Below are 20,420 nucleotides of genomic sequence, written 5' to 3' on the forward strand. Positions count from 1 at the left end.
CGGTCACTGCTTGTAGCCCTGCTGCTCGAAGACCTGCACGATCCGCGCGTGGGTGGCCGCGACGGCGTCGGCCGGCTTGGTGCCCTGGATGACCGACTGCATCATGTCGGTCAGCACGTACGCGGCGGTCGCCGCCTGCTCGCCGGGGCTCGGCGCCTGCGGGAACGAGAACCCGGTCTTGGTGGTCACCGGGAGCTTCGTGCGGGTCTGCTCGCGCAGCGCCGGGAACGCCTGGTCACCGGTCGTGTAGTACGGATCGGAGTCCCACACCTTGTCCCACGACGGGTTCACCAGGCACGGCGCTCCCTTCGCGACACCGAGCAGCGCGGTCCCGCTGACCATGTACTTCGCCACCACCTTGGCGAGGTCCGCGTTCTTCGCGCCCTTGAACACGACGAACGAGTTGGACTCGCCGAACGCGAGCGGCTTGTCCAGCGCGGGCCCGGTGGCGCCGTTGAACGGGTGGGTGTTGCCGTACACCGGGTTGTTCTTGGTCTTCGAGTCGGCGTAGACGCTGAACTGGTTGAGCGTGAGCCCGAGGATCTGGGCCAGCCAGTTCTCGTTGTTGCTCGAGTCGGTCCAGCTGCCGACGCCCGGTGGCAGCATCGGCGTGTACTTCGGGTTCGTGTAGATGTCCCCGATGAAGCTGACGGCGGCGACGGTCTCCGGCGAGTTGAACACCACCTTGGTGCCGGTGTTGTCCGCGATCGCGCCGCCGTAGCAGTTGATGACGTTGGCGATGAAGCCGTTGGCGTCGCCGGAGCGGTTGACCGTGAGGCCCCAGCCGAAGCGCTTCTTCGCCGGGTCGGAGACCTCCAACGCGTTGTCCCGCAGCTCTTCCCACGTGTAGTAGGGCTTGAGCGGGAGTCCCTTCTCCTGGTACCAGTCCTTGCGCAGGTACATCGCGGACGCGATGAAGTGGTACGGGATCGCGAACCAGCGGCCGCCGAACACGCAGTAGGTGCTCGCCTCCGTCGCGGGTTCCCCGTAGAGCTTGCGCATCTCGTCGACGACATCGGTGACGTCGGTGAGGGCGCCGAGGTTGTGCAGCTGGCCGACGAACCGCCGGTCGCTCACGAACGCGAGGTCGCGGCTCGTGCCGGCCTTCACCTCGGCGTCCATCTTCGCGACCATGTCCCCGGCGTCACCGGAGACCAGGTCGTTGCGGACCGTCGTGCCGGTCGCCTGCGCGAACACCTGCAGCGACTTGTCGAGCGCCTTGTTGGCCGACTCCGAGTAGAGCTTCTGCGAGAGCATCCCGACCGACCCGCCGCGCAGCGAGGAGGCCTGGTCGAGCAGTGCCTGGGGCACCTGGACGTCGACCTGCGGGGTGGCGGGGCCGCCGCCTCCGCAGCCTGCGAGCCCGAGCGCGCCGAGCGCGCTCACCCCCAGGAAAGTGCGCCGCGATAAGCCCGCTTTCTCTTCCATGACCACTCCTTTTTCACGTCCGCTCGAGCGGACGCGTACCGACGGGGCGACGTTGCAACCGGCGGGACAGCGAGGCGAGACCTGCTGCCGGGTCGTTCATGCGGCGACGGAGCGCCGCACAGGTGGAGCGGAAGACGGTGGTGCGGTGGTGCGATCTGCTAGCGCCGCCGAGCGGCCCGCTTGGTGCGCTTCTCCTTCTCCGCGAGCAGTGCGGAGTTGTTCGCGAGGTGTTTGCGCATCGCCGCGCGGGCCCGGTCGGGGTCGCGCGCCACGAGCGCCTCGTAGATCTCGGCGTGGTCGCCGGTGGCCTTGCGCAGCGCGGCCGGCGCCTCGTTGGTGATGCGCCTGCTGGCCGTGCCGAGCCAGCGGGCCGAGTACATGATCCGGTCGAGGATGCGGTTGTCCGCCGCCCGGCAGATCTCCATGTGGAACTCGTGGTCGACCTCGAGGTAGGCGTTCGGGTCCCCCTCGAGTTCCGCCATGCGCTCGATCCCGGCCTTGAGCCGGTCCAGGCTCTGCCCGGTGGCGCTCGCCGCCGCCATCGCGGCGAGTTCCGGTTCGAGCACCACGCGCATCTGGTGCAGCTCCTGCAGCAGCTCCCCGACGGTCTCGGAGGGCAGCCACTCGACCAGCAACGGGCTCAGGTAGTCCCACTCCGCGGGGGGACGCACGACGACGCGACGGCCCTGCGCGACGTCGACGATGTCCAGCGAGGCGAGGATCTTGAGCGTCTCCCTGGCGACCACGCGGGAGACCCCGAACTCCTGGGCGATGTCGAGCTCGGACGGCGCACGGCCGTCGTCGACCTCACCGCTGACGATGCGCCGGGTCAGGAGTGCGGCCACCTGGACAGGAAGAGTCCGGACCTTGACAGCGTCCCGAGACTCTTGTCCCCTTTGCATGTCATCAGCTTATAGGACAAGTTGAGCACAGCGACAGCGACAGTCCGTCTCATTTGCACCACGCGGCACCAGCGGGGAGAGCACATGCGGATCGTGAACGTCACGACGGCGGTGGTGGCCTACCACGGCGAGGCCACCCTCGTCAGGATCGACACCGACGAAGGCCTCAGCGGTTTCGGCGAGGCCAACCCCGACGCCGGCGCGGGGGCCGTCGTCGGGATGATCGAGTCCCTGACCCCCCTGCTGATCGGCGAGGACCCCCGCAACGTCGAGCGGTGCTGGGAGAAGCTGCGCCGCAACAAGGTCTTCGCCGGACCGCAGGGCGGGGTGTTCGTCATCGCCCTGTCCGGGATCGAGCTCGCGCTGTGGGACCTCGCGGGCAAGGCCGCCGGTCAGCCGGTGTACCGGATGCTGGGGGGCAAGTTCCGCGACCGGGTCCGGCTCTACGCCGACTGCGGGGACGGCGACGACCCGGCCGGCTCGGTCTCCGGGTGCGTCGACCGGGCCCAGCGGATGGTCGCGGAGGGCTTCACCGCGCTCAAGTTCGACATCGACAACCTGCGCCACCCCGCCAAGTTCGACGACTTCAACCACACGGTGAACGCCGCCGAGCTGCGGTCGATGGTCGAGCGCGTGGCGGCCGTGCGGGAGGCGATCGGACCGGACGTCGACCTGGCCATCGACCTGCACGCGCGGTACGACGTCCCCAGCGCGTGCCGGATCTCGTGGGAGCTCGAGCCGTTCGACCTGATGTGGCTGGAGGAACCGCTGCCGGCGGAGAACGTCGACGCGCTGGTGCGGGTGCGCGCGCAGACCCGCACGCCGATCTGCGCGGGCGAGAACCTGTACCTGCGGTGGGGTTTCCGCGAGCTGCTCGAACGCGGCGCCGTCGACGTCATCGAGCCGGACGTGCCCAAGTGCGGCGGTCTCGCCGAGGCCAAGAAGATCGCCAACCTGGCGGAGATGCACTACGTCCCGTTCGCGCCGCACCTGGTGTCGACGCCGCTCGGCACGATGGCGACGTCGCACCAGTGCGCGGCGATCCCGAACTTCTTCGTCCAGGAGTGGCACGCCCTCGAAGAGCGCGCCGTGTGGGACAGCTACGTCCACGCTCCCGACGGGAGCGGGTCGATCGTGAAGGACGGCTACATCACGATCCCGGACACCCCCGGGATCGGCGTGGAGCTCGACATGGACGGTGTCCGAGCCCACGCCGTCGCGGGTTACGGGGTGTTCGAGTAGCGCAGCGGTCCGGCGGCATCGCTGACCCGTGCCCGCACCGAGTCCCGCAGCGCGGGAAGCGGTGACTGCGCGGCCGTCAGCACGCCGACCGGCGCCGTGGCGACCGGACCGGGGACCGGGTGGACCTCGGTCTCGTTCGGCAGCGGGACGCCGGGGCACGTGATGTCGCCCGGCCGCGAGTTGCGCAGCAGGAACACGTTCACGGCGCCGTCGACGCACGGGTTGCCCTCGATGCCGTACTGGCCGTGGAAAGGACTGTCCGCCACCGACACCAGACTGACTCCCGGCGCGGCGCGCACCGCGGACCTGGCCTGCTCGTAGCCGGTCTGCGGGTCGAGCTCGCCCTGCACGACCAGCACGCGGCTCGCCACGCCCGCCGGGAGCGTCGGCAGCTGCTGCCGCGGTGCGTCCGACCAGAAGGCGCACGGCTCGCTCAGGCCGTACTGCCAGCCGAACAACGGGAACCGCGGGCCCTGCTGGTCGGACAGCCGCCGGTACCAGGCAGCCGACCGGGTCGGCTGGTCACCGCACGCCACGGCGTAGCGGGTCGCCGGCACGGACTGGTAGTCCGCCGGGTCGTCGGCGAGCGCCCGTGCCACCGCGGCCGGGGTCAGCGACTCGAGCGGCGTGCCGAACACGGCGCGGGCCTGGGCGTCCAGCTGGGACGCGAGAGGTGAGCCGGCCGCGGAGGTCTCGCCGTTCGCGCCCTTCACCCCCAGCACGAACACCAGTGCCCCCAACACCCAGCGCAGCGGGGAACCCATGCCTGTGAAGAGCGCGTCGAACTGGTCGGGGCTCGTGCCGTTGTCGGCGAAGAACTTCCTGGCGCGCTCCCAGTTGGCGGTGGCCTCCTGCGGCGTCGCGCCGACGTCGTCCGGGAACTGCCGCGTCATCCACGGCACGAACGAGCCCTCGAACATCCGCTGGTTGATCTCCGGCCACGCCTCGAACGCGGCCTGCAGCCGCCCCTGGAAGTTCGTGCTGGAGTCCAGCACCACCTTGCCGGCGCTGTGGGGGAAGAGCGACGCGTACTTCGCACCGAGCCAGGTGCCGTAGGAGTAGCCCAGGTAGTCCAAAGTGGACTCACCCAGGAGCATCCTGATGAGCTCCATGTCGTGCGCGGTCTGCCAGGTCGTGAGGTACGGCGTGATCGCCTCGCTCTGACACGCCTCCGCGACGGCACGCGGCAGCTTCAGGTGCTCGGCGATGCTGCCTTCCGAACGATCGCGCGCGTCGAGGTCGGTGCGCTGGGAAAGACGGCCGACGGGTACGTCGCACGTCTCCGGTGCGGTGCCGCCCTCCTGGCCGGTGCCGCGCGGGTCCATGCCGATCAGCGCGTAGCGTTCGTGCAGCTGGGGCTGGAGAGCGGCGATCTCGCCGGGCATCGAGGTGCCCTGGCCACCGGGACCACCGGGGTTGAGCAGCATCGACCCGAGGTGCTCCCCGGACGCGGCGACCCGGCTGACCGAGACGGTCAGGTCCCGGCCGGCGTCGGGCTCCGCCCAGTCCCTGGGCACGGTCACGAGCGCGCACTCGGCGGGCGCCGCGCCCGGTTGAGGGGTGAAGGCGCAGGCACCCCAGGACAGCTGCTGCCCGGCGTACCGGGCGAACGGGTCGGTCGACGCGCTCGCCGGTGCGGCGGTGCCGACGAGGGCTGTGACCAGTGCTGTGACCAGGGTGGGCACCACGGCGGCGGTTGTTCTGCGCACGGCGGTCCTTTCGCGACAGGGATCCGGGCACCCCCATCCGAGCAGCCCCGCCGACGCGGTGTCCACCGCACCTCGTACTTTCGGCCAGTACCGATTCTTGTTGCCGTGCAGCGTCGTTCCCGCACAGAGTCCGAAGTGGACGAAGCCGGGCCGGCGCTACGGGTTGACGGCGAGGAAGAGGAACGCCGCCAGCAGGATGAGGTGGACGCCGCCCTGCAGCCTCGTCGCGCGGCCCGGCACGACCGTGAGGACGCTGACCAGGACGGTGAGCAGCAACAGGATCATCTGCGTCGAGCCGAGGCCGAGCATCAGCGGGCCGTCGAGCCAGATCGTGGAGAGCGCGATCGTCGGGATGGTGAGGCCGATGCTCGCGATCGCGGAGCCGTAGCCGAGGTTGAGGCTCGTCTGGATGCGGTCGCGCAACGCCGCCCGTGCCGCGGCGATGGTCTCGGGCAGCAGCACCAGCAGTGCGATGACGACGCCGACGAACGACTGCGGGAAGCCGGCGGCGCGCACCCCCGCCTCGATCGCCGGTGACTCGATCTTGGCGAGGCCGACGACCGCGACCAGCGCGACGACCAGGAACCCGAGCGAGGCCAGCGCGGCCCTGCCGGACGGCGCCTCGGCGTGCTCGTCGGCCTCGATCACGCCGTCCTCGTCGACGGGGAGGAAGAAGTCGCGGTGCCGGACGGTCTGGGTGAAGACGAACATCGCGTACAGCGCCAGGGAGGCGAGGGCGGCGAACGCGAGCTGCGGGCCGGAGAACTCGGGGCCGGGGGTCGTCGTGGTGAACGTCGGCAGCACCAGCGTGAGGGCCGCGAGCGTCATCACGGTGGCGAGCGCGCCGCCGCTGCCCTCGGCGTTGAAGAGCGTGGTGCCGTGCTTGAGGGCGCCGAGCAGCAGGGCGATGCCGACGATGCCGTTCGTGGTGATCATGACCGCGGCGAACACCGTGTCGCGGGCGAGCGACGACGCGTCGGGCCCGCCGGACACCATCAGCGTGACGATCAGGGCCACCTCGATGACCGTCACCGCGACCGCGAGGACCAGCGACCCGAACGGCTCCCCCACCCGCAGCGCCACGACCTCGGCGTGGTGCACGGCGGCAAGCACGGTCGCGGCGAGCACCAGTGCCACGAGCGCGACGAGCACGCCACCGAGCTCACGTCCCCACGTGAGGGCGAGCAGGAGCACGCCGAGCACGGGAGCGATGGTCGTCCAGGAGAGCAGCGGGAAGCGCGAGGTGGCGGCCATGATCACACCCTCGCACACCGGAAGGGCCGTCCGCCATTCGGCGCAACGCCCCTTCGGTGCGCAAAAGAATGCGGGGCGGGGCGCCCCTGCCGCGCCCCGCCCCGCATTGATGGCCGGTGCCTAGAAATCGAACACGGCACCGGTGTGCGCCAGCATGACGCACGAGTTCGGATAGGTGTGCGTCTCGTTCACGGGCACACCCCGCCAGAAACCGAAGAGAGAAACTTCGACGGGCGCGTAGATGAACGTGCACGCCCGCTCGTCGGACTCCATCGCCCCGAGGTCGGGGCCGGCGGCGTCCAGCGTCGCGCAGGCGAGGGCCCTGCGCGGATGCCGGTCACCTCGTTCGCAGGTCAGGACGGTCGCCTTGGCGGCACCGCCCTCCACCTCGGAGTACCGGACCGAGAGCAGCAGCGCGGTCGCCCGGTGGGACGCCGGGGCGGCCTGCGCGGTGCCGGAGAAAGCAAGAAGGGACACGAGCACAGCAACGATCGCGGTAATGCGGCCGGACATGAAAACGGTCCTCCTGAGACCTCACGAAAACGGGCCGGTTCTCGGCCGACGCAGATGTTGCCAGCATGTTTCGCGGCGGCGAAAGGGGCCAGGAATCGTTCACCGATCACATTTCCCGGATCGGACTGGGCCGAACGGATGTGGCAGGCGCCACGTTCGCCGGGACACAGCTGCCGACGGACTGTTACGGGTTGCTGACAGACGCCCGTGCGCGAACCCGTATTATCCCATTCATGTCCAAGACCTCCAGACGCGTCGTGACAGGCGTGCTCGTGATCGTCGCGCTCGTGGTTTCCGCCGGAGGCGCACTGGGCTACCTGGGGAGATTGACGCTCGTGTTCGACCGCCATCCGGGAAAGGCGCTCGCGATCCTCGCGGAAGTGCCGGGACCGCCGGACGGACCGCCGTGCCCCATCGACGCCCGCTACTTCGACGAGAAGCCGGAAGGCCTCGCGCCCGACGTTTCACGAGCCTGGCAGGCACTCCGCGCGAAGGCCGCTGAGCAGGGCGTTCAGCTCTGCCTGAACGACGGCAAGCGCAGCCGGCAGCAACAGCAGAAGGAGTTCGACGAGGCGGTGCAGAAGTTCGGCACGGAAGAACTCGCTTCGCGTTACGTCCTGAACCCGCCGGACCGTTCGATGCACGTTCTCGGGATTGCCGTCGACATCCAGCCGATCGAATCGGCGAAATGGGTCGAGAAAAACGGCAGCACCCTCGGCTGGTGCCGCCGTTACGAAAACGAGCAGTGGCATTTCGAGTACAACACCCGCTACCCCACGAGCGGCTGCCCCGCACTCGAACCGAGTGCGACCGGCAGCTGAGAACCCGCGCAGAGGTCTAGACGCCCGGGGTGCGCGGCAGGTTGCCCGTGGCTAATCTGACAATCCCAGTTACCAGATCGGAGCACGCCGTGGCCCGCGCCTACGCCGGCATCTCCTCCGAGCAGCGCAGGGCGGACCGCCGCGCCCGCCTGCTGGAGGCCGGCCTGGCGCTGTTCACGTCGACGGGCTTCGCGGCCACCACGATCTCCGCCCTGTGCACGGCGGCCGGCGTCTCCACGAGGAACTTCTACGAGGAGTTCGCCTCGAAGGAAGACCTGCTCCGCTCGCTGCACGACCAGATCAACGCCTCGGCGTTCGCCGCGGTCCGCACGTCGCTGGCCACGCTGGCATCGACCGATCTCTCCTCGCGCGTCACGACGTTGCTCGACGTGTTCGTGGCCAGCGCGACGGCCGACCCGCGGGCCGCGCGCCTCAACTACGTCGAGGCCGTCGGGGTGAACGCGGAGATCGAGCAGCAGCACGTGCGGTGGGTCGGCACGTGGGCGTCGTTCATCGAGTCGGAGGCGGAGCGGGCGGCGGCTGCCGGGGTGGCGCCGGTGCGGTCGTACCGGCTGACGGCGATCGCGCTGGTGGGGGCGATCACCGGGTTGCTGCGGGAGTGGCAGGCGCACGAGCCGGCGCTCGGGGTGGAGGAGATCGCGGCGGAGATCCGGGGGCTGGTGCTGGCGGGGATCACGCGCCGGTAGGGCTGGCCTGTCGGGGACGCCAGTCGGGGACGCCAGTCGGGGACGCGGTGGGCGGTGGTTCGGCGCTGGGGATTGGCGCGTGCGAGCAGTTGGGCCGCCTGGCGTGGGGCCGCTCGTGTGCGGCGGCGGTCCGTGCGGGCAGCGGTGAGGCGCCTGGGTGTGGCTCGTTCAGGCGGTTGGGCACGCTCTCGCAAGGGTCCCCTCGTGACAAGAGTCCCCCGCGGCCCAGTCTGGCAGGCGGCACCGACAGTTTCGGACGTCCGACCCCGTCGCCCCTCGGCTCGCGTCGGCGGCCACTCCTTTGCCGCTCCAGACCGTCCATCCCGCTGCCCACCCCGACCGACCGCCCCGCCCCCACCCCGACCAGCCGCCTCGCTGCCACCCCCGACCGGCCGCCCCGCTGCTCGCTTCGGGCGATCCCCCGCCAATCCGCCACCCCCTCCACCCCGCACGTGATCAGCTGACCCCCGTGCGCACACTGACCAGGCTCGTCACGGCCACCACCGCCGTCGTCGCCTACGTGGCCCTGCTGCTGGCCATCACAGCGGGTCAGGACCTGCGCGAGAGCCACGCCTTCCGCGATGCACGCGCTCAGCACGCGGCGTTCCTGACCGCGCTCGACACCGGTGACGTCGCGAAGGCCACGGAGATCGAGGAGTGGTTCCGGCAGCGCTCGCCGTCGAGCAGCCGCACGCGGGCGTCGGTCTCGCTGGCCGCCGGATCGGCCGAACGAGGTGACGTCGGCCTCGCCCACAAGTTCGTCGACGACCTGCCCGGCAAGATCGCCGAAGACCAGGCCGAGCTCGATGCCACGACGAAAGCGGCCTGGGGGCGCGCGTGGCCGTGGCTGGTGGTGGGGGCGGTGCTCGTCGCGGCCGCGGTCGTCCTCCGGCGCCGGAGGGCAGGGGCCAACGCGGAAGTGGTCGCGTTGGTCAACCGGTTCACGCCGAAGAGGCCGGTGTGGCGGCGGCCGGTGTTCATGGTGGTCAGCGGGGTCGGGTACGTGCTCATGGTGGCGGGCTTCCTGGGCATCGTGGCGGTCACCCGTGCGCAGGAGATTCCCTGGGACATCAGGGGGATCATGCTCGTGAGCGGGCTGGTCGCGTTGACGGTCGCGTTCTACGTCCTGCGGTACTCGCGGCCGCGGTCGACGCGGACGGCGGCTCAGACGCTCAGCTCGGACTGGCGGAAACCCGTGCTGTACCTGAGGGGTTTCGACGACGACCGGACCGCGGCCGTGGTGGACGACCTGCCCGGTGCGCTGCCGTCCGGGTTGCTCACGATCCACTCGCGGGAGGAGCAGCTCGTCAGCGCGCTCGGGGCGTTCGGGCCCGTGGTGGCGGTCGGGCAGCCCGGCGAACGGTTGCCGCACCTCGGTGCCGCGCGGTTCTACCTGCCGGGCGGCGACTGGCAGGACGGCGTGCTCGCGTTGATGGACATGGCCCAGCTGATCGTCATCCGGCTCGGTGCGGGCGAAGGGCTGTGGTGGGAGGTCGAGCAGGCCCGCGCGGGACAGCCGCCGGGCAAGCTGATGCTGCTGGTGCCCGGGAAGTACGACATCGGACGACTCGACGCGCTGTTGCCGTCGCCGACCGGGCTCCAGGACGTCGAGACGGAGCAGTGGACGTCCGCCGTGGTCGTGTTCGACGAGAACTGGCATCCGCGGGTGCAGGCGGTGGGGCCGTTCCCCGGTGAGAAGAACCGTTACGGCGCACCGGTTTTCTACGTGGCGCGCGCGATCCAGGCAGCGCAGCACGAGAACGGCACGCAGAAGCGGGCGCTGGGGGTTCGCAGCAACCGCGCGATGCTCGCGGTGTTCGGCAAGGTCGCGTTGCTGCTTCCGGCGCTGGTTCTGTTGCTGCAGCTCGCGAAGCTCGTCTGGATCTAGGTGACCAGGCCGCGGCGGTAGGCGTACACGACGGCCTGCACGCGGTCGCGCAGGTCCAGCTTCGTCAGGATGCGCGAGACGTAGGTCTTCACCGTCTCCTGGCTGATCACCAGCGCCGCGGCGATCTCGCTGTTGGACAGGCCCTCCGCGATGAGCCGCAGCACCTCCAGCTCCCGCGGTGCCAGCGGGAGCTCGGGCTCGGTGCCGTTCGCCGGGCGGATGCGGGCGGCGTACCGGCCGACGAGCTGGCGGGTCACCTCCGGGGCGAGCAGGGCCGCGCCGCTCGCCACGGTCCGGATGCCCTGCAGCAGCTGGGGTGGCGGGGCGTCCTTCAGCAGGAACCCGCTGGCGCCCGCACGCAGGGCCTCGTAGACGTACTCGTCGAGGTTGAACGTCGTCACGACCAGGACCTTGACCGGGTCGGCGACGCCGGCGCCCGCGAGCAGCCGGGTCGCCTCGATGCCGTCGAGCACCGGCATCCGCACGTCCATCACGACGACGTCCGGCCTCAGCTTCCGCGCCAGGTCCACGCCCGCGCGGCCGTCACCGCACTCCCCCACCACCTCCAGGTCGGGCTGCGCGTCGATGATCGTCGCGAACCCGGTGCGGATGAGGGCCTGGTCGTCGCAGACCAGCACGCGGACCGGTGCCGTCACGACGGGTTGCCCGCCGGGATGCGCGCGCGGACCACGAAGCCGCCTTCCCGTTGTCCCGCCGAGAACTCACCGCCGAGCACGTCGACGCGGTCGCGCAGGCCGGCCAGGCCGCGCCCGCTGCCACTGGCCGCCGCGGACCTCTTGGCGCCCGTTGTGCCGACCTCCACGGTGATTTCCCTTTCTCCGTAACGCACGTAGACGTTAGTGGGGCTGCCGTGCGCGTACTTCAGCGCATTGGTCAACGCCTCCTGCACGACCCGGTACGCGACGACCTCGGCACTGCCCGTGTCCCGCACGGCCTCGCCTTCCTCGGCGAACTCGACGGGCTGACCGGCCTGGCGCGTCTGCTCGACCAGGCTGCGCAGGTCGCCGACGGACTCCGGGTTGTGGTCGGGGTTCAGCAGGTCCAGCAGGTGCCGCAGGTCCGTCAACGACCGGCGGCCGGTGTCGGTGATCGTCTGCAGGGTCTGGTCCAGCCGCTCGGGAGCGGCCGTCAGGTACCGCGCCGCCTCCGCCTGCACCACCATCGCCGTCACGTGGTGCGTCACGACGTCGTGCAGCTCGCGGGCGATCGACGTCCGTTCCGCGATGCGGGTGGCCTCCGCGACGTGCTTGCGGCGTTCCGCCTCGGCGGCACGGGACAACCTCAACCACGCACCGATCGCCCAAGCCGCTGCCAGTGCCAGGTAGAAGGTGATGAAACCGGCCGCGTTCTCGTCGGACCCGCTGCGGTCCAACGCCACCGCGAGCATCGCGTAGGCGGCCGACAACGTGATCACCGCCGTCCGCCGGAACCGCGTCACGTGCAGACCGGCGCTGACCAACGCGATCGGCAACGCCGTGCCGGCGACGGTGTGGTAGCCGATGAGCTGGTCCGCGGCGAACCCGATCGACACGAGCCCGATGGACACCAACGGCCACCGGCGGCGCACGAGCAGCGGCAGGCACTCGATCGCGATCACCACCAGGGCGAGCGAGTCCATCACGTGGGTGGGGACGTCACCGAGGTGGGTTCCCTTGTTGTGCAAGGCGGGGACGAACGAGGCGATCACGAGGAGCAACGCGATCGGGGCGTCCTGCACCATGACGTCCAGACGGCGCCACAGCTCCGGAACCCGCCGCAGGAGGCTGATCACGCGACGAGGGTAGCGGTACGGCGCGGCACGAGGTTGCCCCGTCGCTTCGCCAGCCACAGGAACACGACCGTCACGACCACACCGGCCACCAGGGTGTAGAGGCTCGCCTCCGGCCCGAACTCGCCACCGCTGACGAGCGGGGACCCGGACGTCGCGCCGTCGAACAGGCCCTGGGGCGCGTCCTTGCCGGAGACGCTGGTGCTGAAGATGCCGCCCTGGGCGAAGTTCCAGGCGAAGTGCACGCCGATCGGCACCCACAGGTTGCGCGTGGCGGCGTAGACGGCGGCGAGCATGAAGCCGGCCTCGACGGCGATCGCGATGGAGCTCCACAGCGTGGCGTTGGGGTTGAAGAAGTGCACGAGCCCGAACAGCAACCCGGTGGCGGTCATGGAGATCCACGTGCCGAACCGCTCCTCGGCGATCCGGAACAGCACCCCGCGGAACATCAGCTCCTCCGTCACCGCGGCCGCCGCCATGAACCCGAAGAGCGCGACCGCTCCGCCGACCGAGCCCCAGCCCTTCAGCTCGTAGCTGCCCAGGAACGCGATGTTGGCGATGACGGCCAGGAACATCACCAGGCCGATCAGCACGCCGCGGCCGAGCGCGCCGGCGGCGATGCCGAAGTCGGCCTCCACCGGGTCGCGCTTCTCGGTCTTGCGCACCACCCACCGGTACGCGAGCAGCGCCAGCACCGCGGTGAGGAGACCGAAGACGAGCGTCAACGGCGGGTTCCAGCCCATCCCCTGCACCGCCAGGCTCCCGGCCAGCGAGACCACCGCCACCACCACGAGCTGCTTCACCAGTCGCATGATCGTTCCTCCGTCCGACGTCCGCGGCCGTCTGCCGCGATGCCGGAAACGCTATGGATTTCGGCGCTCCGCAACGTCACCACGCGGTGGACACCTGCGTGTAGCTCGCACGGGGGACAAGATCACGCGCGGCTCTCGCGGTGTGATCTCGGACGACAGCCACTTACTTCGGCTTTACTTATCCTTTAACGACCGTGATACTGTCCGCGCCGAGGGGAGTACTTCCCAAGCGCCTGCCCGGTCAGTACGGACGCTCCGCAGCGTCCTCGGGGGGCCGCCCGCCCGCGGGTGAAGGAGACCTCGAACGATCGCGTTCGAGGGAGAGCTCCGTGCCCGGTTCCGTGGCATCACCCGCACTGTGGTTCATCAGCATCGCCGTGCTGGTCGCGTTGCTGGTCGTCGACTTCCTGGTCACCCGCCGCCCGCACGAGGTGTCGTTGCGCGAGGCCGCGGGGTGGTCCGTGTTCTACCTCGCGCTGCCCTTCGTGTTCGGGCTCTGGCTGTGGTGGGAGTTCGGCGGCGGGCAGTCGATCGAGTTCATCACCGGGTTCGTCGTCGAGAAGTCGCTCTCGGTCGACAACCTCTTCGTCTTCATGCTGCTGCTCGCGGCGTTCAGCGTGCCGCCCGCCGTGCAGCAACGGGTGCTGCTCTACGGCATCGTCGGCGCGTTGGTGCTGCGCGGCGTGTTCATCGCCGCCGGTGCCGCGATGCTGTCCGCCGGCACGTGGGCGTTCCTGGTGTTCGGCCTGGTCCTGCTCGCCTCGGCGGTGAAGATCCTGCACTCGGCGATGACCGGCGAGGCCACCGCCGAGAAGGACGTCTCGACGATGCGGTCGGTGCGGTTCATGCGCAAGCTCATGCCGGTCACCGACGACTACCGCGGCACGAAGATGCTCGTCTCCGAGAACGGCCGGCGCGCTCTCACCCCGCTCGCCATCGTGGTGGTCGCGATCTTCGCCACCGACGTCGTCTTCGCGATCGACTCGGTGCCCGCCGTCTATGGCATCACCGAGGACCCGTACCTCGTGTTCACCACCAACGCGTTCGCCCTGCTCGGCCTGCGCGCGCTGTACTTCGTGCTGCACACCGCGCTGGCCAAGCTCGTGCACCTCAACCACGGGCTGTCGCTGATCCTCGCGTTCATCGGCGTGAAGCTGGTGCTGCACTGGGCGCACGGGATCTGGCCCGCGGTGCCGGAGATCCCGACGCCGCTCTCGCTGGCGGTCATCGTGGTCACCCTCGGCGTCGTCACGCTGACGAGCCTGCGCGCCACCCGGAAGGCCGACGTCGGGACCGACTGAACGGACAACTGTCCGTTATCGTGACCGCATGCCTGCCAGACCTGACACCGGCCCCGACTTCATCGAGGCGCTCGCACGCGGACTCGACGTGATCCGCTCGTTCCGGCCGTTGCGCCCGGTGATGCCGCTGAGCGAGGTGGCGGCGGTGACGGGCCTGGCCAGGCCGACCGCGCGGCGGATCCTGCTCACCCTGGTCGAGCTCGGGTACGTGCGGCAGGGCGAGGCCGGGTTCGCGCTCACGCCCAAGGTGCTGGAGCTGGGTGTGGCGTACGTGCGGTCGATGGGGCTGTGGGACGTGGCCCGGCCGCACATGGAACGGCTGGGCGCGCGCACCGGCGAGTCGTGCTCGATCGCCCAGCTCGACGGGCCGGACATCGTCTACGTGGCGCGGGTGGCGGTGCCGAAGATCGTCACGCTGTCGGTCCAGATCGGCACGAAGTTCCCGGCGCTGCCCACGTCGCTGGGAAAGGTGCAGCTCGCGGCGCTGCCACCGGACGAACTGGAGGCGGTGCTCGCGCAGCCCACCCGGTCCGGCCTCACGGCGCGGTGGCAGCCGGACGCGGCCGAGCGCGACGCCGTGCTGCGGGAGGTGCGGGCGCGCGGGTGGGCCATGACCGACGAGCAGCTGGCGCCGGGGATCCGGTCGATCGCGGCGCCGCTGCGCGACGGCGACGGCACGGTGGTGGCCGGTCTCAACGTCAACTGCCACGCGGCCGAGACGTCCGTCGAGCGGATGCTGGAGCACCACCTCCCGCTGTTGCTGCAGGCCGCCGGCGACATCAGTGCCGACTTCGCGCGCCTCGGCTCGGTGCCGCACGTCGAGTTCCGGCCAGGAGCTTGACGGGTGACCGGAGAAGGTTGAGGATTCAACGGACAGTTGTCCGCCTGCCGGTCGAGGAGGCCCGTCATGGTCGGTGAAAGACGTCCTGTTGTCCTGCGGAACGGCACGGTCCTGACGATGGACGGTCAGCACCGGGTGCTGGCCGGTCACGACGTCCTGGTGGTCGGCGACCGGATCGCCGCGATCGGGCAGGGCCTGGAGGTCCCCGAGGGCACCGAGGAGGTCGACGCCGCCGACGGCATCGTGATGCCCGGCATGATCGACACCCACCGGCACATGTGGCAGACCGCGATGCGCGGCTACGGCGCCGACTGGACGCTCACGCAGTACTTCGTCTGGTACTACCTGGAGTGGGGCAAGGTCTTCCGCCCCGAGGACATCCACGCGGGCAACCTGCTCAGCGCGGTCGAGGCGATCGACGCGGGTGTCACCACCACCGTCGACTGGTCGCACGGCCTGCAGACGGTCGACCACGCCGACGCCGCCGTCGACGCGTTGCAGGCGGTGCCCGGCCGGTTCGTCCTGGCGTACGGCAACATCCAGGACAGCCCCGCCTCCTGGACCGCGAAGCCCGAGTTCCGCGACTTCGTGAGCCGGCGCATCACCCCCGGTGACGACGTGCTGGGCTTCCAGCTCGCGTTCGACGTCACCGGCGACCCGTCGTTCCCGGAGAAGCCCGCGTTCGAGGTCGCCCGCGAGCTCGGCGTCCCCGTCACCACCCACGCGGGCGTGTGGGGCGCGACGAACGACGACGGCATCAAGCTCATGTACGACAACGGGTTCATGACGCCGGAGACGGTCTACGTGCACGCCGCGTCGCTGACCGAGGACGCCTACCACCGCATCGCGGCCACCGGTGGGTCGATCTCCGTGTCGACCGAGAGCGAGCAGAGCGCGGGCCAGGGCTACCCGCCCACCTGGGCGATCCGCAAGCACGGCATCCCGGTGTCGCTGTCGATGGACACCTCGGTGTGGTGGAGCGCCGACCTGTTCTCCGCGATGCGCACGACGCTGGGCGCCGACCGCTCACGCGAGCACATGGCCGCGCACGCCAACAATGACACCGTCACGCACTCGTCGTTGCGGGCCGAGCACGTCGTCGACTGGGCGACCATGGGCGGAGCGCGCGCGTTGGGCCGTGAGTCGGACCTCGGCAGCATCGAGGTCGGCAAGAAGGCCGACATCGTGGTGCTGCGCAACGAGAACTCCCCCGCGATGTTCCCGATCCTCAACCCGTACGGGCACGTGGCGTTCCAGGCGCAACGGTCCGACGTGGAGACGGTCGTCATCGACGGGCGGATCGTGAAGCGCGGCCACAAGCTCGTGGACGTCGACCTGAAGAACGTCCGCTCGCAGGTCGAGCAGACCGTCGAGCACCTCAAGGGCCAGCTGGGCGAGGAGGCGTGGGAGAAGGGCATGAACCCGGACATCCCCGAGTCGAAGGTGCTGGACAACCCGTACACGTACACGGACTACCGCGGCGACACCCGGACGTCCGTCTGATGGGTGGACCGCTGGAAGGCCTGCTCGTCGCCGACTTCTCGCGCGTGCTCGCGGGCCCGTACGCCACGATGCTCCTCGCCGACATGGGCGCCTCGGTCGTGAAGGTCGAGGGGCCCCAGGGCGACGAGACCCGCACGTGGATGCCGCCCGTGCGGGAGGACGTCTCGACCTACTACCTCGGGGTCAACCGGGGCAAGCGGTCGATCGCCCTCGACCTGCGCGACCCCGACGACGCCGCGCTGGGCCGCGAGCTGGCCCGGCGGGCCGACATCCTGATCGAGAACTTCAAGCCCGGCGGCCTCGCGAAGTACGGGCTCGACCACGCCTCGGTCAGCGCCGACAACCCGAAGGTGGTCTACGCGTCCATCACCGGGTTCGGGTCGGGCGAGGGCAGCCACGTGCCGGGCTACGACCTGATGGTGCAGGCGATCTCGGGCCTGATGAGCCTCACCGGCGACCCGGACGGGCCGCCGTACCGCGCGGGCATCTCGGTGTTCGACGTGATGGCGGGCAACCACGCGGTGATCGGCATCCTCGCCGCGCTGCGCCACCGCGACGCGACCGGGCAGGGCCAGCACGTCGAGGTCAACCTGCTGTCGTCGGCGCTCACGGGCCTGGTGAACCACAGCTCTGCGTTCGTCGCGGGCGGCACCGTGCCGTTCCGGATGGGCAACGCGCACCCCAGCGTGTTCCCGTACGAGCCGTTGCCCACCAAGGACAACGACCTCATCGTCGCGGCGGCCAACGACGGGCAGTTCCGCAAGCTGTGCGAGGTGCTCGGGCTGCCGGAGGTGCCGGACGACCCGCGCTTCGCCCGCAACGCCGACCGCACCCGCAACCGCGAGGAGCTGCGGCCGGTGCTGGAGGAACGGCTGCGCACCCGCAGTGCCGTCGAGTGGTTCGACCTGCTCGTGGCGGCCGGGGTGCCGTGCGGGCCGATCAACACGATCGACGGCGGGTTCGCGATGGCCGAACGGTTCGGGCTCGACCCCGTCGTGGTGGTCGGGGACGTGCCGACCACGCGGCACCCGATCCGCTTCTCGGAGACCCCGGCGGTGTACGAGCTCCCGCCGCCGGGACTGGACGAGCACGGCGCCGAGCTGCGCGCCTGGTTGAAGGAGGACCGTGACGGTCTATGACACGGCGCTCGGCGCGTCGACGCCCGACACGATCACGTTGCTGGGCAAGGACCTCGCGCGGGACGTGATGGGCAGCGTCGGGTTCGGAGAGCTGGCGTTCTGGCTCGCCACCCAGCGCAGGCCCTCGCCTGGGGAGACCCGGCTGTTCGAGGCGGTGCTCGCCGCGCTGGCCGACCACGGGTTCACGCCGACCGCGATCGTCAGCCGGCTCACCTACCTCTCCGCGCCGGACTCGGTGCAGGGCGCTCTCGCCGCCGGGCTGCTCGGTGGCGGGTCGAGGTTCCTCGGCGTGACCGAGGACGCGAGCCGGTTCCTCAACGCCGTGGTGACCACCGCCGACCTGCCCACCGACGAGGCGGGCTGGGACGAGCTCGCGTTGAAGACCGTGCAGGAGCAGGGGAAGGCACGGATTCCCGGCCTCGGCCACCACGTGCACAAGGCAGGCGACCCGCGCACGCCCCGGCTGTTCCAGATCGCGGAGGAGGAAGGCCTGACCGGGCCGCACCTCTCGCTCTTCGCCGCGATCGGGCGGGTGCACCCGCGGGTGCTCGGGAAGACCCTGCCGCTCAACGGCGCGGGCACGTGCGGCGCCGCGCTCGCCGACCTCGGCCTGCCGCTGGAGCTGTTGCGGGGCTTCGCGTTGCTGGCCCGCACCGCAGGACTGATCGGGCAGCTCGCCGAGGAGCTGCGCCACCCGGTCGCCAACGACATCTTCCTGTCCGTGGACTCGAACACGCGGTCGGTCGCGCCCGCAGAGGAGTGAGCAATGCAGCTCGTCACCGAGGACAACATCACCGAGCTGGCGCAGCAGCGCTGGGCCACCGCGAAGGACCCGCGCACGGCCCAGCTGCTGACCTCGCTCGTGAAGCACCTGCACGACTTCGCCCGTGAGGTCCGGCTCACCGAGGCCGAGTGGATGGCCGCGATCCAGTGGCTCACGGCCACCGGCCAGATCAGCGACTCCAAGCGCGAGGAGTTCATCCTCGCTTCGGACGTGCTCGGGCTGAGCATGCTGGTCGTGCAGATGAACCACCGGTTCGACCCCGCCGCGACGCCCGCGACGGTGCTCGGGCCGTTCCACATCGACGGCTCCCCCGAGCTCGAGTTCGGCGGTGACATGTCCGACGACGTGGAGGGAACCCCGCTCTACGTCACCGGAACCGTGCGGTCGCTCGACGGGTCGCCGGTCGCCGGTGCCGTGCTGGACGTGTGGCAGGCCGACGCGGACGGTGCCTACGAGTCGCAGCTCGACGTCGACGAGGCGCGGCTGCGGGCCAAGTACCACCCGCGCGAGGACGGCACCTACTGCGTGCGCACGATCGCGCCGAAGGGCTACTCGATCCCGATGGACGGCCCGGTGGGCGCGTTGATCGAGCAGACCGAGATCAGCCACTTCCGGCCGGCGCACGTGCACTTCCTGGTCACCGCGGAGGACCACGAGCCGCTGATCACGCACCTGTTCGAGGAGGGCGCGGAGTACCTCGACAGCGACGTCGTGTTCGGCACCAAGCAGGAGCTGGTGGTCACGTTCGAGCCGCGCGAGCCCGGTCCGACGCCCGACGGCGGCACGATCGACGTGCCGTGGGTCGAGGCCCGCTACGACTTCGTGCTCCAGCCGTGCGCGCAGCACTGATCGTTCGTCCCGGTCAGCCGCCGTCGCTCGCCGACCGGGACGAACCCGCCCCGTCGTCCGGAGAGGTGGTCGTCGACGTCCTGGCGGCGCCTCTCACGCCGCTGGACCTGTTGTGCGCCACGGGAACGTCGTACTTCGGCGTGCCCACGACGCCGTACGTGCCCGGTGTGCAGGGTGTCGGGACGGTCGACGGGCGCGCGGTGTGGTTCCCGACCACGGCGGGGATGGCTCCCGGCGACGGGAGCATGGCGACGCGAGCCCTGGCACGGCAGGAAGACCTCGTGTTCCTGCCGGACGGCGTCGATCCCGTCGCGATGGCCGCGCTCGGGCTCTCCGCGGTCGCCGCGCACACGGCGCTGACGTGGCGCGGCGAGCTCGCGGCCGGGGAGACGGTGATCGTGCTGGGTGCCGGCGCCGTCGGGCAGGCCGCGATCCAGCTCGCACGGCTGGCCGGTGCCGGACGGGTCGTGGCCGCTGCCCGGTCCGAAGCGGGCCGGGAACGGGCACGGCGGGCCGGAGCGGACGTCGTGGTGGCGTTGGACGCCGACTTCGCCGAGGTCGCGGCCGGTGCCGACCTGCTGCTCGACCCGCTGTTCGGTGCTCCCGCCGCGGCCGCCGCCCAGGCCCTGCGCCCCGGCGGGCGGTGGGTGAACCTCGGTGGCTCGGCCGGGGAGACGTGCCCGGTCAGCTCGTCGTTGCTGCGCAGCCGTTCGCTGCGGTTGTCGGGATACACCAACAACGAGCTGACGGCGCAGCAACGGGCCGAGGCGATCACGACCATCGCCCGGCACGCTGTGGAGGGCTCGCTCGCGGTCGACCACGAGGTGATGCCGTTCGCCGACGTCGCCGGCGCGTGGGCCCGGCAGGCCTCCGGTTCCGCGAACGGGAGGATCGTGCTGGTCCCGTAGCCGTTCCGCGCACGCGTGATCAAGTCGTGC

19 protein-coding genes are annotated in these 20,420 nt (G+C 70.6%); 11 read left to right on the forward strand and 8 right to left on the reverse strand.

The annotated features are described in order from the left end of the window. Nucleotides 1–3 precede the first annotated feature (3 nt). Together ACFWV3_RS35670 and ACFWV3_RS35675 are read right to left on the reverse strand one after the other, a co-directional pair. Nucleotides 4–1,428, reverse strand: a complete 1,425-nt coding sequence (locus ACFWV3_RS35670; RefSeq protein ID WP_382418039.1) for an extracellular solute-binding protein — start codon at nucleotides 1,426–1,428, stop codon at nucleotides 4–6. A gap of 158 nt (nucleotides 1,429–1,586) precedes the next feature. Further along, nucleotides 1,587–2,273 carry a FadR/GntR family transcriptional regulator gene (locus ACFWV3_RS35675; RefSeq protein WP_382418042.1) on the reverse strand — a complete coding sequence of 229 codons (687 nt, stop codon included), beginning with the start codon at nucleotides 2,271–2,273 and terminating at the stop codon, nucleotides 1,587–1,589. Between the two features lie 141 nt (nucleotides 2,274–2,414). On the opposite strand from ACFWV3_RS35675, the gene ACFWV3_RS35680 reads away from it, so the two are divergent. Then, a complete protein-coding gene (locus ACFWV3_RS35680; protein WP_382418044.1) occupies nucleotides 2,415–3,572 on the forward strand; it encodes a mandelate racemase/muconate lactonizing enzyme family protein in 1,158 nt (385 codons plus the stop codon). Here ACFWV3_RS35680 and ACFWV3_RS35685 read toward each other — a convergent pair. The 3 genes from ACFWV3_RS35685 to ACFWV3_RS35695 all read right to left on the reverse strand — a co-directional run bounded on the left by ACFWV3_RS35685 (nucleotide 3,554) and on the right by ACFWV3_RS35695 (nucleotide 7,048). Then, a complete protein-coding gene (locus tag ACFWV3_RS35685; protein ID WP_382418046.1) occupies nucleotides 3,554–5,281 on the reverse strand; it encodes an alpha/beta hydrolase in 1,728 nt (575 codons plus the stop codon). The genes ACFWV3_RS35680 and ACFWV3_RS35685 overlap by 19 nt on opposite strands. A 156-nt stretch (nucleotides 5,282–5,437) precedes the next feature. After that, the gene (locus ACFWV3_RS35690) at nucleotides 5,438–6,535 is read right to left on the reverse strand and encodes a calcium:proton antiporter (RefSeq protein WP_382418048.1); all 1,098 of its coding nucleotides are present in this window, start codon (nucleotides 6,533–6,535) and stop codon (nucleotides 5,438–5,440) included. 120 nt (nucleotides 6,536–6,655) lie between these two features. Next, nucleotides 6,656–7,048, reverse strand: a complete 393-nt coding sequence (locus ACFWV3_RS35695; RefSeq protein ID WP_382418050.1) for an SSI family serine proteinase inhibitor — start codon at nucleotides 7,046–7,048, stop codon at nucleotides 6,656–6,658. Nucleotides 7,049–7,281: 233 nt separating this feature from the next. Here ACFWV3_RS35695 and ACFWV3_RS35700 point away from each other — a divergent pair, with 233 nt between their 5' ends. The 3 genes from ACFWV3_RS35700 to ACFWV3_RS35710 all read left to right on the forward strand — a co-directional run bounded on the left by ACFWV3_RS35700 (nucleotide 7,282) and on the right by ACFWV3_RS35710 (nucleotide 10,464). Then, nucleotides 7,282–7,869, forward strand: coding sequence for a D-alanyl-D-alanine carboxypeptidase family protein (locus tag ACFWV3_RS35700; protein ID WP_382418052.1), 588 nt, complete (start codon nucleotides 7,282–7,284; stop codon nucleotides 7,867–7,869). Nucleotides 7,870–7,958: 89 nt separating this feature from the next. Then, nucleotides 7,959–8,576, forward strand: coding sequence for a TetR/AcrR family transcriptional regulator (locus tag ACFWV3_RS35705; RefSeq protein ID WP_382418053.1), 618 nt, complete (start codon nucleotides 7,959–7,961; stop codon nucleotides 8,574–8,576). Between the two features lie 469 nt (nucleotides 8,577–9,045). Next, the gene (locus ACFWV3_RS35710; RefSeq protein WP_382418055.1) at nucleotides 9,046–10,464 is read left to right on the forward strand and encodes a hypothetical protein; all 1,419 of its coding nucleotides are present in this window, start codon (nucleotides 9,046–9,048) and stop codon (nucleotides 10,462–10,464) included. Here ACFWV3_RS35710 and ACFWV3_RS35715 read toward each other — a convergent pair. From ACFWV3_RS35715 to ACFWV3_RS35725, 3 genes are read right to left on the reverse strand one after another with little or no spacing between them, the layout of a single operon-like run. Continuing rightward, entirely contained in the window at nucleotides 10,461–11,120 is a 660-nt protein-coding gene (locus tag ACFWV3_RS35715; protein WP_382418057.1) for a response regulator, read from the reverse strand. The two genes, ACFWV3_RS35710 and ACFWV3_RS35715, sit on opposite strands and share 4 nt — an antisense overlap. Then, nucleotides 11,117–12,256, reverse strand: a complete 1,140-nt coding sequence (locus tag ACFWV3_RS35720) for a sensor histidine kinase (protein ID WP_382418059.1) — start codon at nucleotides 12,254–12,256, stop codon at nucleotides 11,117–11,119. The genes ACFWV3_RS35715 and ACFWV3_RS35720 overlap by 4 nt, the downstream gene beginning before the upstream one ends. Further along, entirely contained in the window at nucleotides 12,253–13,065 is an 813-nt protein-coding gene (locus ACFWV3_RS35725; protein ID WP_382418061.1) for a CPBP family intramembrane glutamic endopeptidase, read from the reverse strand. The genes ACFWV3_RS35720 and ACFWV3_RS35725 overlap by 4 nt, the downstream gene beginning before the upstream one ends. Before the next feature lie 329 nt (nucleotides 13,066–13,394). Between ACFWV3_RS35725 and ACFWV3_RS35730 the strand changes: the two genes are divergently transcribed. From ACFWV3_RS35730 to ACFWV3_RS35760, 7 genes are all read left to right on the forward strand, one after another. Then, nucleotides 13,395–14,366 (forward strand): TerC/Alx family metal homeostasis membrane protein, encoded by a 972-nt coding sequence (locus ACFWV3_RS35730; protein ID WP_382418063.1) that lies wholly within the window; start codon nucleotides 13,395–13,397, stop codon nucleotides 14,364–14,366. 28 nt (nucleotides 14,367–14,394) lie between these two features. After that, the gene (locus tag ACFWV3_RS35735; protein ID WP_382418065.1) at nucleotides 14,395–15,207 is read left to right on the forward strand and encodes an IclR family transcriptional regulator C-terminal domain-containing protein; all 813 of its coding nucleotides are present in this window, start codon (nucleotides 14,395–14,397) and stop codon (nucleotides 15,205–15,207) included. 66 nt (nucleotides 15,208–15,273) lie between these two features. Continuing rightward, a complete protein-coding gene (locus tag ACFWV3_RS35740) occupies nucleotides 15,274–16,710 on the forward strand; it encodes an amidohydrolase family protein (protein WP_382418067.1) in 1,437 nt (478 codons plus the stop codon). Next, nucleotides 16,710–17,849 carry a CaiB/BaiF CoA transferase family protein gene (locus tag ACFWV3_RS35745; protein ID WP_382418069.1) on the forward strand — a complete coding sequence of 380 codons (1,140 nt, stop codon included), beginning with the start codon at nucleotides 16,710–16,712 and terminating at the stop codon, nucleotides 17,847–17,849. The genes ACFWV3_RS35740 and ACFWV3_RS35745 overlap by 1 nt, the downstream gene beginning before the upstream one ends. Continuing rightward, entirely contained in the window at nucleotides 17,836–18,612 is a 777-nt protein-coding gene (locus tag ACFWV3_RS35750) for a citryl-CoA lyase (RefSeq protein ID WP_382418071.1), read from the forward strand. The genes ACFWV3_RS35745 and ACFWV3_RS35750 overlap by 14 nt, the downstream gene beginning before the upstream one ends. 3 nt (nucleotides 18,613–18,615) lie before the next feature. Then, complete coding sequence (locus ACFWV3_RS35755; RefSeq protein ID WP_382418073.1) at nucleotides 18,616–19,482, forward strand: dioxygenase; 867 nt, start codon at nucleotides 18,616–18,618, stop codon at nucleotides 19,480–19,482. After that, nucleotides 19,467–20,390, forward strand: a complete 924-nt coding sequence (locus ACFWV3_RS35760; RefSeq protein WP_382418075.1) for a zinc-binding alcohol dehydrogenase family protein — start codon at nucleotides 19,467–19,469, stop codon at nucleotides 20,388–20,390. The genes ACFWV3_RS35755 and ACFWV3_RS35760 overlap by 16 nt, the downstream gene beginning before the upstream one ends. The last annotated feature ends 30 nt before the right edge of the window (nucleotides 20,391–20,420 follow it).

The organism is Lentzea sp. NPDC059081 (genome assembly GCF_042738015.1).
Taxonomy (GTDB): domain Bacteria; phylum Actinomycetota; class Actinomycetes; order Mycobacteriales; family Pseudonocardiaceae; genus Lentzea.

What these genes read in the sequence shown, in the direction of transcription:
- ACFWV3_RS35670 (WP_382418039.1), bottom strand. Translation starts at nt 1,428, where the DNA reads ATGGAAGAGAAAGCGGGCTTATCGCGGCGCACTTTCCTGGGGGTGAGC.
- ACFWV3_RS35680 (WP_382418044.1), top strand. Translation starts at nt 2,415, where the DNA reads ATGCGGATCGTGAACGTCACGACGGCGGTGGTGGCCTACCACGGCGAG.
- ACFWV3_RS35690 (WP_382418048.1), bottom strand. Translation starts at nt 6,535, where the DNA reads ATGGCCGCCACCTCGCGCTTCCCGCTGCTCTCCTGGACGACCATCGCT.
- ACFWV3_RS35695 (WP_382418050.1), bottom strand. Translation starts at nt 7,048, where the DNA reads ATGTCCGGCCGCATTACCGCGATCGTTGCTGTGCTCGTGTCCCTTCTT.
- ACFWV3_RS35700 (WP_382418052.1), top strand. Translation starts at nt 7,282, where the DNA reads ATGTCCAAGACCTCCAGACGCGTCGTGACAGGCGTGCTCGTGATCGTC.
- ACFWV3_RS35725 (WP_382418061.1), bottom strand. Translation starts at nt 13,065, where the DNA reads ATGCGACTGGTGAAGCAGCTCGTGGTGGTGGCGGTGGTCTCGCTGGCC.
- ACFWV3_RS35735 (WP_382418065.1), top strand. Translation starts at nt 14,395, where the DNA reads ATGCCTGCCAGACCTGACACCGGCCCCGACTTCATCGAGGCGCTCGCA.
- ACFWV3_RS35740 (WP_382418067.1), top strand. Translation starts at nt 15,274, where the DNA reads ATGGTCGGTGAAAGACGTCCTGTTGTCCTGCGGAACGGCACGGTCCTG.
- ACFWV3_RS35745 (WP_382418069.1), top strand. Translation starts at nt 16,710, where the DNA reads ATGGGTGGACCGCTGGAAGGCCTGCTCGTCGCCGACTTCTCGCGCGTG.
- ACFWV3_RS35755 (WP_382418073.1), top strand. Translation starts at nt 18,616, where the DNA reads ATGCAGCTCGTCACCGAGGACAACATCACCGAGCTGGCGCAGCAGCGC.